The sequence below is a fragment of the Dyadobacter ginsengisoli DSM 21015 genome (assembly GCF_059568735.1).
In genome coordinates, this window is sequence record NZ_JCANTY010000004.1 from 701,940 (window position 1) to 717,053 (window position 15,114).

General features: G+C 48.1%; 15 protein-coding genes. 9 read left to right on the forward strand and 6 right to left on the reverse strand.

What is annotated here, in order from left to right:
- Both BP71_RS18100 and BP71_RS18105 read right to left on the reverse strand, forming a co-directional pair.
- The gene (locus BP71_RS18100; RefSeq protein ID WP_496381691.1) at positions 1 to 1,959 is read right to left on the reverse strand and encodes a M23 family metallopeptidase; all 1,959 of its coding nucleotides are present in this window, start codon (positions 1,957 to 1,959) and stop codon (positions 1 to 3) included.
- Positions 1,960 to 2,011: 52 nt separating this feature from the next.
- The gene (locus BP71_RS18105; protein ID WP_496381693.1) at positions 2,012 to 2,623 is read right to left on the reverse strand and encodes a fumarylacetoacetate hydrolase family protein; all 612 of its coding nucleotides are present in this window, start codon (positions 2,621 to 2,623) and stop codon (positions 2,012 to 2,014) included.
- A gap of 207 nt (positions 2,624 to 2,830) precedes the next feature.
- Here BP71_RS18105 and BP71_RS18110 point away from each other — a divergent pair, with 207 nt between their 5' ends.
- The 3 genes from BP71_RS18110 to BP71_RS18120 all read left to right on the forward strand — a co-directional run bounded on the left by BP71_RS18110 (position 2,831) and on the right by BP71_RS18120 (position 6,415).
- Positions 2,831 to 3,445, forward strand: a complete 615-nt coding sequence (locus BP71_RS18110) for a C40 family peptidase (RefSeq protein WP_496381695.1) — start codon at positions 2,831 to 2,833, stop codon at positions 3,443 to 3,445.
- Positions 3,446 to 3,542: 97 nt separating this feature from the next.
- Entirely contained in the window at positions 3,543 to 4,763 is a 1,221-nt protein-coding gene (locus tag BP71_RS18115; RefSeq protein WP_496381867.1) for a hypothetical protein, read from the forward strand.
- Positions 4,760 to 6,415, forward strand: coding sequence for a DUF8832 domain-containing protein (locus tag BP71_RS18120; protein WP_496381696.1), 1,656 nt, complete (start codon positions 4,760 to 4,762; stop codon positions 6,413 to 6,415). The genes BP71_RS18115 and BP71_RS18120 overlap by 4 nt, the downstream gene beginning before the upstream one ends.
- A gap of 6 nt (positions 6,416 to 6,421) precedes the next feature.
- Here BP71_RS18120 and BP71_RS18125 read toward each other — a convergent pair whose 3' ends face one another.
- Complete coding sequence (locus BP71_RS18125; RefSeq protein WP_496381698.1) at positions 6,422 to 7,078, reverse strand: HAD family hydrolase; 657 nt, start codon at positions 7,076 to 7,078, stop codon at positions 6,422 to 6,424.
- 247 nt (positions 7,079 to 7,325) lie between these two features.
- On the opposite strand from BP71_RS18125, the gene BP71_RS18130 reads away from it, so the two are divergent.
- Both BP71_RS18130 and BP71_RS18135 read left to right on the forward strand, forming a co-directional pair.
- A complete protein-coding gene (locus BP71_RS18130; RefSeq protein WP_496381700.1) occupies positions 7,326 to 7,778 on the forward strand; it encodes an RNA polymerase sigma factor in 453 nt (150 codons plus the stop codon).
- A gap of 11 nt (positions 7,779 to 7,789) precedes the next feature.
- Positions 7,790 to 8,248 (forward strand): hypothetical protein, encoded by a 459-nt coding sequence (locus BP71_RS18135; RefSeq protein ID WP_496381702.1) that lies wholly within the window; start codon positions 7,790 to 7,792, stop codon positions 8,246 to 8,248.
- A 78-nt stretch (positions 8,249 to 8,326) separates the two neighbouring features.
- Here BP71_RS18135 and BP71_RS18140 read toward each other — a convergent pair whose 3' ends face one another.
- Positions 8,327 to 8,797 carry a Dps family protein gene (locus BP71_RS18140; RefSeq protein ID WP_496381704.1) on the reverse strand — a complete coding sequence of 157 codons (471 nt, stop codon included), beginning with the start codon at positions 8,795 to 8,797 and terminating at the stop codon, positions 8,327 to 8,329.
- Positions 8,798 to 9,004: 207 nt separating this feature from the next.
- On the opposite strand from BP71_RS18140, the gene BP71_RS18145 reads away from it, so the two are divergent.
- Genes BP71_RS18145 through BP71_RS18155 form a run of 3 tightly spaced genes read left to right on the forward strand, consistent with a single transcriptional unit; the run spans position 9,005 to position 11,142 of the window.
- Entirely contained in the window at positions 9,005 to 9,427 is a 423-nt protein-coding gene (locus BP71_RS18145; RefSeq protein ID WP_496381706.1) for a hypothetical protein, read from the forward strand.
- Positions 9,428 to 9,470: 43 nt separating this feature from the next.
- Entirely contained in the window at positions 9,471 to 9,974 is a 504-nt protein-coding gene (ispF, locus tag BP71_RS18150) for a 2-C-methyl-D-erythritol 2,4-cyclodiphosphate synthase (RefSeq protein WP_496381708.1), read from the forward strand.
- A gap of 31 nt (positions 9,975 to 10,005) precedes the next feature.
- Complete coding sequence (locus BP71_RS18155; protein ID WP_496381710.1) at positions 10,006 to 11,142, forward strand: amidohydrolase family protein; 1,137 nt, start codon at positions 10,006 to 10,008, stop codon at positions 11,140 to 11,142.
- An 18-nt stretch (positions 11,143 to 11,160) separates the two neighbouring features.
- Here BP71_RS18155 and BP71_RS18160 read toward each other — a convergent pair whose 3' ends face one another.
- Positions 11,161 to 12,279: an ABC transporter substrate-binding protein gene (locus BP71_RS18160; protein ID WP_496381712.1), complete on the reverse strand. Its 1,119-nt coding sequence runs from the start codon at positions 12,277 to 12,279 to the stop codon at positions 11,161 to 11,163.
- Positions 12,280 to 12,423: 144 nt separating this feature from the next.
- Between BP71_RS18160 and BP71_RS18165 the strand changes: the two genes are divergently transcribed.
- Positions 12,424 to 13,665 carry a M16 family metallopeptidase gene (locus tag BP71_RS18165; RefSeq protein ID WP_496381714.1) on the forward strand — a complete coding sequence of 414 codons (1,242 nt, stop codon included), beginning with the start codon at positions 12,424 to 12,426 and terminating at the stop codon, positions 13,663 to 13,665.
- A 72-nt stretch (positions 13,666 to 13,737) separates the two neighbouring features.
- On the opposite strand, the gene BP71_RS18170 is transcribed toward BP71_RS18165, so the two are convergent.
- Positions 13,738 to 15,030: a M16 family metallopeptidase gene (locus BP71_RS18170; RefSeq protein WP_496381716.1), complete on the reverse strand. Its 1,293-nt coding sequence runs from the start codon at positions 15,028 to 15,030 to the stop codon at positions 13,738 to 13,740.
- Positions 15,031 to 15,114: the final 84 nt, after the last annotated feature.

A 15,114-nucleotide genomic window follows, 5' to 3' on the forward strand; every position in this document is an offset into this window, starting at 1 on the left:
CTATCGTTTGCGTTTTTTGGTTTTCTTACGGATAACAACCGGTTCAACCAATTCTGTTCGCAAGATAGTATTATTTCCGGCCCTATCCGTCACTTCCAGTACGAGTTCTCCCTCAAATGGCTGACCGTCATCGAGTTTCTCAGACCAGATATATCCTTTTTTGAAATCATAGTTCAGCAATACCCATTCACCATTGATAAGCGCCTTGAAATGGTCGATACCTGCCATCGGATCCCATATATATCCTCTTATGCGCTGCTTGCTATGCTCCACCAGCCTGATCTTTGGAGGAATGGTATCCACCTGCGTCACAAAAGTACCCAGTTCGCGGGTCTGGAAACGAATCAGGTCGTCCTCCCATTTCCCTCCCATAAAGCGGTAATCACCATTCACATAACGGTACACAAAAGTACGCGATTTGTCCTCTGGCACCTTTTCGGGCGCAAAAGTTACGTTAATGTAATCATTCAATGCAGTGCCCCGGTTATTAATGGTCAATGCATTGAAATTCCGTCGACCCATCAGAAACAGTGTGTCAAACAGGCTGGTATTCTGGAAATCTACCGACCATTTGGCCTCTTTGTATGACGAAGCAATTCCCGGAAGTACCTGACTACGCAGATAGGTTCTTACCGTCGAGTTCCCGATTTTCACTGAATCGGGACGGTACTGGCGGAGATCAGTAAGGAAAACGGCAGATTCGCCCGCATAAAAGTCAGGGGCCTTTTTTTCCTCCTTTCCCTGAATGTAATAGACAGCCGAAGGATTCTGGCTTCGGTAATATTTCGCTTTCACGACCAAAGTATTCTCCTGCACGTCGGTTTGTATCCATTCCGGATTCACCTCGGTGTTGAATATCGGCAGGGGAAGGTTTTGCGGTTCTCCTTTGATTGTAAATTCCAGCTCAGAGAAGTTCTCGTAGGAATCAGAAATTCTAATCCTAACCTCGTGACTCAGCGTGTCGGTAATGTTCAGCTTTCCCTTGTAAGCGCCGGTTTTATACAGGTTAAAATTATTGCCGTCGGGCACGTAGCATTTCAGAAAGCGCTGCCCGGTTTCCTGTTCGGTTTCGTAGTCGATCAGGTTGTTATAGTCACGTGTAGAAGTGTTAGGGAATATCTCCATATTGTACGAGAAAACTTCCTTCCCATCCATCCGGATTTCAATGCATTGCAAACCATACCTGAAACCGGTTCCGGTCATCTGATCGTGGGCGACCAGATCGATACCGATGATACCGGTGGCTGAAACCGGGTAAGGCAAACGATACGAACCATCTTTAAGCTTGACGGGGGCATACACCTTCCGGTCGAACTGTCCGTTCACCCGCCCGTTAATATCCAAGGGCCTGATCGCAAGGTTCACGAATTTGGGCGGCGTTACGTCTCTAATCTCAGCGAAACCGAAATACAGCGGATTCAAGTAATTGTCTTTCGAATCACGTATTTCAAAATGCAAATGCGGGCCGGCCGAGCCACCCGTATTACCCGATAGTGCGATCACCTCCCCCTTTTTGAACACATACTTGCCTGCCTCAGGAAAAAGGTCAATCTCAAAAGCCTGCTTTTTGTATTGCTCCTCGCGCACATAGTTAGCCAGCGGGTCGCTGAATTTCAATAAGTGCCCATACACCGTCGTCTGTCCGTTCAGATGACGCAGGTAAATCACATTTCCATAGCCGGTCCGCTGAACGGCCACTTTGTAAACATAGCCTTCCGCCGCCGCATAAACTGGCAGGCCTTCACGCTGCTGCGTGCGGATATCCAGACCCGCATGAAAGTGGTTGCTCCGCAGATCTCCCAACCCTCCCGCCAGCGAATTAGGCAATCCGGGACGAATAGGAAACTGGTAGTAGCCTTGGGGATAGGACTGTTTCTGCGCAAATGACATCATTCCAATGCCTGACAAACCCAATACAAACAGCCCGGAACGGGCGAATGCCCGAAAATACTTTCGCATGAAAAAGTGCATGAATAGGCGGTACAATGACCGGTGATATGAAGAGTATGGTTTACTTAACGTACAGTTCGAGCATCTTCTTGCCTTCTATCGAAGCGGTCAGCTTATCGCCGATCTGCACCGGACCGACCCCTTTCGGCGTTCCCGTGAAGATCAGATCTCCTTTTTTAAGCATGAAGAACCTGGAAACGAACGAAATCAGATAATTGATCCGGTAGATCATCATCGAAGAATTGCCATTCTGGCGGGTTTCACCATTGACATCGAGACTGAAATCGATATGCTGAATGTCTTCAAAGTCGGAAACAGGGACAAACTCGGACACCGGAGCCGACCCGTTGAATGCCTTGGCCAGCTCCCAGGGAAGGCCTTTCGCTTTTAGTTCCGATTGCAAATCCCGGGCGGTAAAATCGATACCGATACCGATTTCATCATAATACTTGTGGGCGAATTTTTCCTCTATATTCTTGCCGGTCCTGTTGATTTTCACAACGAGCTCCACCTCATAATGAACATCCTTTGAAAAATCCGGATAGAAGAAGGGCTCTCCCAGGCGAATCTGTGCGGTTTCGGGTTTCAGAAATATAACCGGGGATTCGGGTGTCTGGTTATTTAATTCGGCAATATGCTCCGCGTAATTCCGGCCTACACAAATAATTTTCATCAGGGGTCAATACTGTTTTAAATGGAATGAAAGTCAGTAACAAAGCTACTTACAAAGCCGGCAGCCTCGCAACATTTATCACAATTTTTCAGCCTGCACGGAGTTAAAATAGTAGCAGTTCATCTGCCAGGTTCACATTGAAAATATCCTCGCAAACATATAATTGTTATTTTTGAATCAACCATCGGGTCAATACATCGCTCACGCATGAAGAAGCAAATTCCCCTTTCACTTTACACAATCTGTATACTCTTTATCACCTCACTCCTGTTTTCCTGCGACACACTCCGCAGAACGCCCGAAAGAAATACCGGTTCACGAACCCGGAGTGCTCCCACACGCAGGCCCGTAGCAAAAGCACCAGCCCGTAAGCCAACCCCGTCGCGCGCAACCGCACCGGCAGCTTCCCGCTCGCGCCCCGTATCTGCGGGCGACATTCCCGAGGTCGTGCAGGTCGCCCGCACTTATACCGGGACCCCCTATCGCTCGGGCGGGAACGATAAGGGCGGCATCGACTGCTCAGGTCTGATCTGCTCGGTTTATTCAGAAATAGGGGTAAAAGTGCCCCGCATTTCCTGGCAACAATCCGAATTTGGCCAGGAGGTCAGCAAAATTGAAGATATCAAGCCCGGTGACTGGCTGTTTTTTGTACCTGAAGCGGGAAAAGAAGGCTATGTGTCCCACGCCGGCATCGTCACCGACGTAAAGGGCAGTCAGGAAATCATTTTTATCCACGCGTCCACTTCCAGAGGTGTACGGGAGGACAATCTGTTTTCCACCTATTTTAAAGGCCGGTTTGTAAAGGCTATGCGCCCCTTCTGAAATCTGCTGATAAAATATTGAGCGACAATGGGGGTGATGGCCATTCCGATTGTCTATTTTACGAGATTTACAGCCACTACTCAATTTCCTCTACATGATGCAAAAAACGATTGTCCCTCGTCCGGGTTTCATCGACCGGACGGCGACTATGCCAGGCAATCCGGCCATACCCATTTATATTTTCGCCACGGTTTTTGCCTCTTTTTGCGTCATCACCGGGTTGATCTGGGATATCTGCTGGCATATGAGCATTGGTCGCGATGGACTTTTATCACCGCCACACCTGGTTATTTACCTGGGAGCAGTCGTAGCCGGGTTATTTTCAGGTTATGAGATTCTTAGAAAAACGTTCTGGGGCAGCTCCTTTGAAAAGGCAGGCAGCGTTAGGATCTGGGGCTTTTTTTACAGCTCGCTGGGCGCATTATTCTGCGTCTGGGGCGCACTGTCTATGCTTACTTCAGCTCCGTTTGACGATTGGTGGCACAATACCTACGGCCTCGACGTTACCATTCTGTCGCCACCGCATACTGTACTGATCCTGGGGATCATAGGTATTCAGTTCGGGGCTATGATCAGCGTGATCGCCATCAAAAACCAGTTTAAAATCGCCGCCAACCTGGTCCACGCCTCAAGCAAATCGGCCGACACGACGTTATTCTGGCTTTTTGCATTGTCAGCAGGCTTTTTACTCACTATTTGGTACACATTGATCTCCGAAGAGTTGGGCCGGATGCAATCCCACCGTTCGAGCTTTTACATATTTGCCGGCGCGGCATTGCCCCTATTACTCATGTCGGTAGGAAAGGCTGTTTCCCACAAATGGACGATTACCGCCGTAACGGGCGTATACACCTTTCTGATGCTCGCCACGCTATGGATCATCCCGCTTTTCCCCGCCGAGCCGAAGCTTGGCCCGATCCTCAACCATATCGATCACTACCAGGGATTCCATTTCCCATTGCTGCTCATGATCCCCGCCATGGTCATCGATATCCTAAGACACCGCTTCGCCTACCTCAATGACTGGAAACTGACCGTTTTACTTGGGAGCGCGTTTCTTTTTGTATTCTTCCTGATTCAATGGTACTTCGGAGGTTTTCTCATGGAATCCCCATATGCCAGAAACTGGTTTTTCGGAAGTCATTACTGGTATTTCGGAAATGATCCAAACTGGCAATATCGTTACAAATTCGGCCCGTGGATGGAGGAAGAAACACCAGACATGATCAAAGGTCTGGGCATAGCGCTGCTGTTGACGCTGATTTCCACCCGGATCGGACTCGCCTGGGGCAACTGGATGCATAAAATTCAACGATGAAAAAGACTCTCCTTATATTTCTTCTGCTATTTATGAGCATCGCCTCCTACTCACACGTAGGGAGCGCCGGCGTTCAAATGCAGGCCCAGGCAGGGCCTTATAAAGTGCTGGTGAGCATTGTTCCGCCCGATGTCATTCCGGGAACGGCGCAAATAACAGTTTTTATTGAAAATGGCGCGGCAAAAAGGGTTGCTATCAGACCCGTTTACTTCTATTCCGGCGATAAAGGTGCCCCTTCATCCGACGAACTCACCGTCGTAGCCGGGCAAACGGGACAATTTCAAGGTTCAGTCTGGCTGATGGAGTGGGGCTCTTCCAGTGCCCAGATCCGCATTGAGGGCAACCAGGGTACCGGCGAGCTAATCGTGCCCATTGTAGCGGTGTCTACCGCGGAACGGAAAATGCCTGGCGAGCTGGGTATCGGACTTGGTGTTCTGGGCTTGTTGTTGTTCGTGTTGATGATTACCACCATTGGGGCCAGTGTGAGTGACGGGCTGTTGAAACCCGGAGAAGAGCTGAGTCCAGGTCAGAAACGTAAACGCCGGCTCAACATGGGAATTGCCGCTGTCGTATGCTCACTGGTCCTATACGGGGGCAGCAGTTGGTGGGACAGCTGGGCGGCAGAATACAAGGAGTGGCTGTATAAGCCGCTTAAAGCAAATGCATCTGTTGCGGAGGCTGATTCCCAGCGCATATTCAGGCTGCAAATCGACACCACCGGCTGGAACAAGCGCTTCAGGGGCAGCATGCTGAGCACGCTCGTACCTGACCACGGCAAGCTCATGCATACCTTCCTGGTACGGACACCGGGCCTCGATGCATTTGCGCATATCCACCCCGAGCGTAAAGACAGTCTTACATTTGACGCATTCCTTCCCGACTTACCTGCCGGCAAATATCTGGTGTACTCCGACATTGTACAATATTCCGGGTTTGCCGAGACCATTGTCGACACGCTGGACCTTCCTGGCCCCCAAGCTTACGCACCTTCTCAGAATAGCTCCCCGGTTGAAGACACTTATATTGTCACCGATCCGCTGGATATGCCGGGAAAGGTACCGATGGGCGAAAATGTCGTGATCTGCGGCAAGCCGGGCACCAAGACGGTTTTTAAAGACGGCTCCTATGCGATTTGGGAGGGAAAGCCGGACAAACCACTGGAAGCGGGAAAACCCTACCAGCTCAATTTTGAAATTTATAATCCGGATAATAGCCCTTGTTTTCCGGAGCCTTACCTGGGAATGTTGGGCCATGCGGTAGTGGTTCGTTCCGATGGTTCCGTTTACATCCACCTGCACCCCACCGGATCCTATTCCGTGGCAGCAGAAAAATCCTTCAAAAACCGGATTGCCGACACCGCCCGCATAGCCCGACGGCCTGAACCCGAAATATTCCGGGACAGTATCGACAAGCACCTGGCAAGGCTCAGGGCTATGCCGATGGTGGATCGCGAGATATTTCTGATGACAGAAATGGGCATGTACAATACAAGCGGCGGCGGCATGACAGATATGGAACACGGAACGCGCATTTCGTTCCCGTATTCATTTCCAAAAGAGGGACAATACCGTGTTTTTCTTCAGATCAAAAGAAATGAAAAAGTCCTGACCGGCGCCTTTGATATTAAGGTCGCCGATCCGGTCACATTATAAACCCCGTTAAAAAAGGGAGGCGATCTTTTCAAAAGAAAGATCTGTATAGTCATTTACGTACATGTTGCAAGGCGGCAGTTCGTCCTTTGAATGAGAACTCAGCACACCCACTACGCGCATCCCTGCATTCAATGCCGCGGAGACACCGGAAAATGAATCCTCAAATACCACACATTGATCCGGCGCCACACCCAGGTTTCTGGCCGATGTAAGATAAACCTCAGGGTCAGGCTTGTGTTTTTTCACATCTTCACTAGCCAGAACCGATCCCAGCAAATCACGGATAGGCACCTTACCGACGATCAGGTCGAGATTGGCACGGGGAGCCGAAGTGGCTACACCCAGGACCGCACCATTGGAAACCAGTTTGTGCATAAAAGCGACGATACCTGTAATTGGCTCCACGTAGGGTGCATACAGCTCCCGGAACAGCCCCTCCTTCTCTTCCTCCATCTCCAACAGTTCATCACCGCCCACCACCCTCTTCAAAAAATGGCTCAAAATGTAACTATTGCTTTTCCCATACATATGCTGGGCGAAATCCTCATCTGTGGGTTCAAGGTCCCGTTTTGAGAAAAAAGCTCTGAAGGCCCTGGAATGATAGGGGTTGGTATGACAAATCACCCCGTCCATGTCAAAAATCACTGCTATTTTGTCTTTCATCGGGCAAAGTTAACCATCAGAAAACTTCCTGAAAATGAAGTTTTGCACTTTTATCCGCGAGAGCACTTGAAATTAGTTTGACAAAAACAGGCAAACTTTCTGTTAACAAATGATCTTTTTTGCCCTATTCTATTAAATTTACAAGGAATGCCTCATACTATTTGTTTAAAACTTCCCTAACTTCAATAGTATCGCACGCTGTTCATCTCTTACCCCACCCAAGAATCCGGATATTTAATTGTAGTGTATGAATGAATTAGAACGAGCTGGCAATGGAGTCGATGGCCAGGCGCTTTCAAAGCCAAAAACACTCACCTCTCTCGAAGTATATGACCAATACGGGGCAATGGCCTATGGCATTATTTTGCAAATCTTACCACAAGTACATTTAGCCCAGGAAGTCCTGGTAAGTGTATTCGCCTCCCCGCAGCTGCAATCCTGTAACAGTTATCCTTTTACCTTTGCTGCCTGTATAATCAAGCTCGCGAGGAGTAAGGCAGTGGAGGCCAAAAGGAAACTGACAGCCCTCGCACCCGCCGGGACTGAGAGCGGAACCTCGGACGTGTCTCCCCAAAGCATTTTTGACCTGGCTTTTCGTCAGGGTTTTACACCCGAAGAAGTAGCGGGAAAACTGAATATATCAAAATCTGAGGTCCTGCGTTCCTTTCACGAGTTTTTCAAGTCCTATCGCACCGCATAAACTTTTACACGTTGAACAAACAGGAATTTATCGAGAGTGGCATTCTCGAATCGCATTTAATGGGGCTTTCCAGTGAGGGAGAGCAGGAACAGGTCGCAGAGGCAATGTTGTCTGACCGTGCGCTGTCGTCATATGCCGCGAAGCTGGAAGAAGATATCAAACATTACTTTGCCCAAGGCGCTGTACCTCCACCAGAAGCGGTGAGAGAAATTATTCTGCTGAGAAGTATCCGCGAGAAAAAAGGGCGCAGCTCCTACGACTCTGGTGAAACCGCCAAACCGGCTCAGTTCCTTGACGTGGAAGTGAACGATACGCACATGAAGGTCCACAAATTATGGCGGCCTGCATTTATTACTGTATTCATTCTTTCCAAAATCTTCCTGATCGCAGGTCTGTATTTTTATTTCAAATCGGTCAGCCAGCAGGAGGAGTTGCAGAAGATCAGGACGGAAATGCAGCGACGCGAATAAAGGTGATGATGCATTAGCAAAAAGCCGGAGGATCTGACGATCTCTCCGGCTTTTCATTTTCAGAAAACGCCTATCTGACTATTTCAGGAAAGCGCGCAGCATCCAGGCCATTTTCTCATGTTCTCTGAGCAAGCCTGTTACATAATCACTCGATCCAAGGTCTTTATAAGTATCTGCAAATTCGGTAACGAGGGTACGCAGGATACGGATGATCGTTTCGTGATCGTTCAGGAGGTTTTGTAACTGGGTCTTTTCTTCTGTGGTGTATTCGGGTTCGAGCAGATCGGTCAATTTAAGGATATCCACCAGACGGGCTTCTGAATAGTGTCCGATCGCCCGGATACGCTCCGCAATTTCATCCATGATCTCCTGCAATTGCTCGTACTGTCCTTCAAACAGCTTGTGCAATTCAAAAAAATTCATCCCACTGATGTTCCAGTGATAATTGCGGGTTTTGGTATAAAGTACAAACTCGTTGGCCAGCAGCTTATTGAGCTGAAAGGCAACGGCCTGGGTATGCTCATCCGATATTCCGATGTTTGTTTTCATGTGTTTTAAAGTGTTTGATTCTACGGTTTATGCCGCTTGTATACGTAACCAAAGCTAAATAGTAAAAAGTTGCCCCGCAACGCCAAAAAACACAAATTTCTGTCACTTCTCACCATTGGAAAATTTCAATGTGCTATATCGTTACCAACCACTTTCATGCCCGTATAGCTAAGAAAAGAATTGTACATTTGTTAACGCACTTTTCACATGAACGATCGCGGAAGGATCAGCAACCTGGAAGAAATGGCAGCAGAAGTATTTATTAAACTGGATAGAGTCGAGAACGACCTCAAAAACATGAGGACGGGATGGGGCAAACTCGGAGACCGGACAAAGTCGATAGAAGATGTTGTGCTTGATCTCTCGAACAGGCAGACCATGGTCGATGACAGCAATACTATTCTGAAACAAAGCTTGTTGGCATTGACACAGATCGCGAGGAAAAACTCCCGGGAAATCGATTCGAATGCAAGAAACACGCTTAACAAGGATGACCTCGCCAGGCTGTTTGAATACATGATGTTGCGATTTGATGGGATCGAGGAGCGCTTCAAAAGAATTGAGGAACGCATTGATCGGATAGAGATTGACTTAAAAGAGGTCCGACAAGAGCTCAATGCGCTAAAATAAAACCCGTAATAACCGATAACTTTTTCCCATACTTTTCTCAAATATGTTTCCTTTCCGCATCGGCCAGGGCTATGATGTTCATCAGTTGGTAGAAGACCGGCCTTTCTGGCTCGGAGGTATTTTGATCCCGCATACCCATGGTGCCAAGGGGCATTCGGATGCCGACGTGGTATGCCACGTCATTTGCGACGCGCTTCTGGGAGCCGCCAATCTCCGCAACATCGGCTACCATTTCTCCGATAAAGATCCACAATGGAAAGGCGTTGACAGTAAAGTACTGCTCGCCAAAGTTGTGGAGATGATCCGTGAAAAAGGATACGAAGTAGGGAATGTCGACGTCACGATCGTGTTGCAGAGCCCTAAGCTGAATCCACATATTCCGGCGATGAAGACTTGCCTTGCCGGAGTTATCCATATTTCAGAAGAAGCTATTTCGATCAAGGCCACCACATCCGAGCATTTGGGATTCGTAGGAAGGGAAGAGGGTATCGCCGCGCATTGTGTTGCTCTGATTTACAAGCCGGAACTGTTTCCCGGCAAAGCCTAGTCAACGATCCAGATCAATTTGATAAATCCGCATGAAAAAAATACTACTGTTCCTTTCCGTTTCCATTGGTACCACATTCAGCGCCTGCGCGCAGGAGTCCACCCCTTCCGTCACTCAACCTCTCGGATTTGAAGAATACGATCCTATTTCGACGCTCAAGGTGGCAGAACACCCGATCAAAAGAGCCAAATTCCCGTTTATCGACGTCCATAATCACCAGTACCAGATGCCGACTCAGGATTTGAAAGCACTGATACGACAGATGGATAGTCTTAACATGGCCATCATGGTCAATCTCAGCGGCAGGGGCTGGTCACAGGAATGGGCCGAAGGCACCGCTACATTGAGAGGTTCCCTGGAAAATGCGGCAAAGACTAACCCAAAGCGTATTGCCATATTTACGAACCTGCAATTCAAAGGCTTCGGGGAAAAAGACTGGTCTCAAAAGGCCGTTAAGCAGCTCGAAGAAGATGTTAAGATGGGTGCCAAGGGATTAAAAATATACAAAAGCCTGGGTTTCAGCGGCATCAAAGATGACAAGGGCAATCGTGTAGCGGTAAGTGATCCGCGACTGCAGCCCGTGTGGCAAAAATGCGGTGAGCTGGGAATACCTGTTCTGATCCATACCGCCGACGTCCCTTCGTTCTGGGATCCTATGGACCGGTATAACGAGCGCTGGCTCGAACTTAAAACACACCCAGGTCGTCGCCGGGGAGCCAATGACCCGATCCCATTCGACTCGCTGATCGCAGAGCAGCACCACATTTTTGCGAGTAATCCCAAAACTACCTTCATCAATGCACATATGGGCTGGTATCCCAACAACCTCAAAAAACTCGACAGCCTGATGATCGCTTTTCCGAATATGTATGTGGAAATCGGTGCGGTCATCGCTGAACTGGGGCGACAACCCCGTACTGCAAAGAAGTTTTTTGAAAAATATCAGGACAGGGTGTTATTCGGAAAAGACAGCTGGGTGCCCTCCGAATACGCCACATATTTTCGCGTATTGGAAACCGAAGATGAGTATTTCCCTTACCATAAAAAATACCACGCATTCTGGCGCATGTACGGAATGGGGCTTTCAGATGAAGTACTCAAAAAGCTGTATTACAAAAATGCATTGAAGATTATACCGGGATTGGATAGTGGCCTTTTCCCAAAATAGCCGCCGTCCAAACAATCCCTACCTGAATGCCTTGGCCTCCCTGACTACCGACCGGTATTCGGCTTTGCCAAGGCATTTTTTATAGTAATCTTTCGCTTTCGCCTTGTTACCGGCCCGGGCCGATATACGTGCGAGCCCCGCGTACGCGAATGCATGGTACTCTTTGGTATACTGATCATCATGCGGCGTTCTTAACGCAAGCAGGTATTCTTTCTGCGCCGCGGCATCATTTTTCATGTTTTTCTCTTCCAGGATACCTTGAAATGTCCGCCAGGCGGCCGGATAAAAGCCCGTGTTATGTTTGCGCAGCAGCTGTATACCTTCATTCGCCTGGTCGAATTTACCCGCGAGCAGCTGGGCTTCGACATTTTTCATCAGGTAAATAGGATTGCGCGGGTACAGATCAACCAGCTTTTCCATATAAAAAGCCGCTTTTTCAGGTCTTGCTTCATATTTGAGATAAATGTGCGAGATATAGTAGCACGATTCTGCCCGGGTAATAGTGCCTACCTTGGTGGCAGTATCGATCTGTTTCAAACCCAAAGCTTTATCACCATTCTTAAAGAACACGAGCAGAGGCTTCACGATCGGATGTTCTTCCGGGTATACCTCCACATAATAGTTATACATACCCGATGTAAAATAAAACTCGGGATTCTTGTTCAACAACTTGAACCCTTCCACGAATGCATTATATGCTTTCTTCCCCTCCCCTGCCGCATTCATCATTTCGCCGCGGTAATTGTAGATCATAGCCATATATCCCCGGGCTACCATCGTGTAAAAGACCGCCTCCGGATCGAGGCTGTTCTTCCCATACCTTTTATTGATCGCTTCCAGACATTGGTCGAGTTTCTGAATATATTCCTTGGATTTCGACGGGTTGTCCTTGATCGGTAAATACTTCCAATACAGAATGAAGGAATCGAGTATGTACGAGACCGGATGATTGGGATACTTCTTCTCTACCTGGTCGATGATCTGAACGGCCTCATCGAACTCATAGTTATAGATCTTGTCGAGGCTGTTTTGTATATGTTTTAACGAAACCGGGTCATTGAGGAGTTGTGCACGAAGCTGAGCAGAGCAAAAAAATGTCATGATCAGCAAACACAATGAACGAAGTGTAATTTGCATGGCTTTCACTATTAACTCAAAATGGTTTGGTGGTATCCCAACTGAACAGTAGCTTTGTTTATAACCCATAATTCGATGCATGGGTTTCGGGCCGTCACTTATTTTGGCCAAAAATGTCAACATTCAACTTCCTTTTCTGATCATATGATTCGCTATAAGCAGTTTACATTGGGTAACGGCCTTCAGGTATTCGTACACGAGGATTTTTCGACACCCATGGCTGCGGTTAATATTCTTTATAATGTCGGCTCCCGTGACGAGGATGAAGAACGTACCGGATTTGCACATTTGTTTGAACACCTGATGTTCGGAGGCTCCGGAAATATCCCAAGCTACGACATTCCAGTGCAGAACGTGGGCGGCGAAAACAATGCATTTACCTCACCCGATATCACCAATTATTATATCACCCTTCCCGCAGACAATGTGGAAACTGCGTTCTGGCTGGAATCGGACCGGATGCTTAGCCTTAGTTTCGACCCCAATGTGCTGGAAGTGCAACGGAAGGTAGTGATCGAAGAATTTAAGCAACGCTATCTCAATCAGCCGTATGGAGATATGTGGCTTAAATTACGGCCGCTTGCCTATCAAAAGCATCCTTACCGCTGGGCAACGATCGGAAAAGACATCGGCCACATCGAACGGGCGACCATGGACGATGTTCAGGCGTTTTTCTTCCGCTTTTACAGACCCAACAATGCGGTAATGGTCGTTGCAGGTGCAGTTTCATTCGAAAAAGTACAGGAGCTGGCCGAGAAATGGTTTGGCAATATTCCGTCCGGTCCGGCATACGTCCGCAATATCCCGAAAGAGCCTGTCCAGAGCGAAGCCAGACACCTGGAAATATCAGCTGCCGTGCCTCTGAATTCGCTGATCAAGGTATTCCATATGCCTGGCCGGTACGAGCAGGGTTTTTATGCAGCCGATTTACTCAGCGATGTTTTAGGCAGGGGAAAATCGTCTCGCCTATATCAGAAGCTACTCAAAGAACGGCCGCTCTTCAATAGCATTAATGCAAGTATCACATCGTCTCTCGATCCCGGTCTCCTTCTGATTAAAGGTAACCTGAACCCTGGCGTGACACTAGAAGAAGCCGATGAAGCGGTCAAAGAGATTTTACAGGAAGTCGTTGAATCGGGCGCTTCTGAGGGAGAAGTCACGAAGGTTAAAAATCAGTCGGAGGCTTCCCTTGCCTTCTCTGAAGTAGAAGTGCTGAACAGGGCGATGAATCTCGCATTTGCAGCCAATGCAGGGAATGTCGAATGGGCAAACGGCGATGCTGATATCATCAGAGAGCTTACTCCTTCCGATATTCATGCGGCAGCCAAGCGTATTTTGCGCCCGGACAATGCATCGACTCTTTACTACAGAACAGAAGCAAAATAACTGTCTCGATAAAGCAAAAGCCCTGCCCGATTATAATCGGGCAGGGCTTTTGCTTTATCTATATTTCAGCGGCTAATCCTCCGGCAGAAAAGTGAGATAGCTGAAATTCTGTTCATTGAATATTTCCTGCGAGAGTTCCTGTAATTGTCCCGCATTAATCTGCTCGATTTCTGCAAAGATCTCTGGCAACGAGTCCACTTTGCCGGTATCCAGAATACTTTTTGCCATCATCAGCATAAAACTCATGTTGCTTTCCTCCGACATCGCCAGCTGCCCCATCAATTGAACTTTGGTTTGGTGCAACTGCAGAACCGACAAAGGCACTTCCCGTATCCGTTTCAATTCCTTGTGAATAAGAGCGATGCTTTTGTTCAGCTGCTTTTTCTCGGTACCGAAGAAAATCCCCATAAACCCTGTGTCCAGGTAAGGGGTATAGTTCGCCTCAATGGAATAGACGAATCCGTATTTCTCTCGCAGCGACAGGTTAAATCTTGAATTCATGCCCGGCCCGCCCAGCAAATTCACCAACATAAAAAAAGGTAGACGACGATCGTCCAATAGCGCGTATGCCGGCTGTCCCATAGCGCATTGCGCCTGCTGGATCGCCCGCTCACGCTCCTGGTGTACCGGCGTATAAAGCAATGGAGCTTTTCTTTCTCTGCTTGTCTTTTTGAAAGGTACGTCGCCCAGGTATTTCTCCGCCATCCGAATGACTTTCGAGAATGGCAAACGGCTAACCGATGAAACTACAATGCGTTCAGTATCAATATTTTCATTAATAAATTCAAAGAGCTGTTCCCTGCCAAACGAGTTGACCGTATCCGCTGTGCCGAGGATGTTGCTCCCTAGTGCATGATCCGGAAAGATCAGCTGATCAAAGTCATCCTGGATCGCATCCTCAGGTGAATCGACATACATCGACATTTCTTCCAGGATCACATTCCGTTCCCGTTCGATCTGTTTGTCGGGAAACACGGAGTGGAAAGTAATATCTGCCAGCAGATCAATGGCTTTCTCGAAATGGTCATCGAGAACTGATGCATGGAAGCAAATTTTCTCTTTTGTGGTATAAGCGTTCAGCTCGCCACCTACATTTTCCAGTCTGTTGATGATGTGGTAAGAGCTTCTTTTTTCAGTGCCTTTAAAAGCCATATGCTCCCAGAAATGGGCAAGGCCCTGCTGGTGCGGCAATTCGTCGCGACTACCGATATCGAGCATAATGCCACAATGTGCTATTTGCGTATAAGGAACCTGCTTGTGTGCAATGCGGATCCCGTTCGCCAGCGTATGTACCTGATATTCTTCGGTTAGTGAAAGGGAGGTGGCTTTGGAGTTTCCCCGTTTGCGGACATTGTTTCTCTTCATTCCATTTTAACACAAAATACCCACCAATAATTTTCGGCGGTATCCACAAAAATACGGACTTTTGCCCGGAAACCCTTGCAGTTA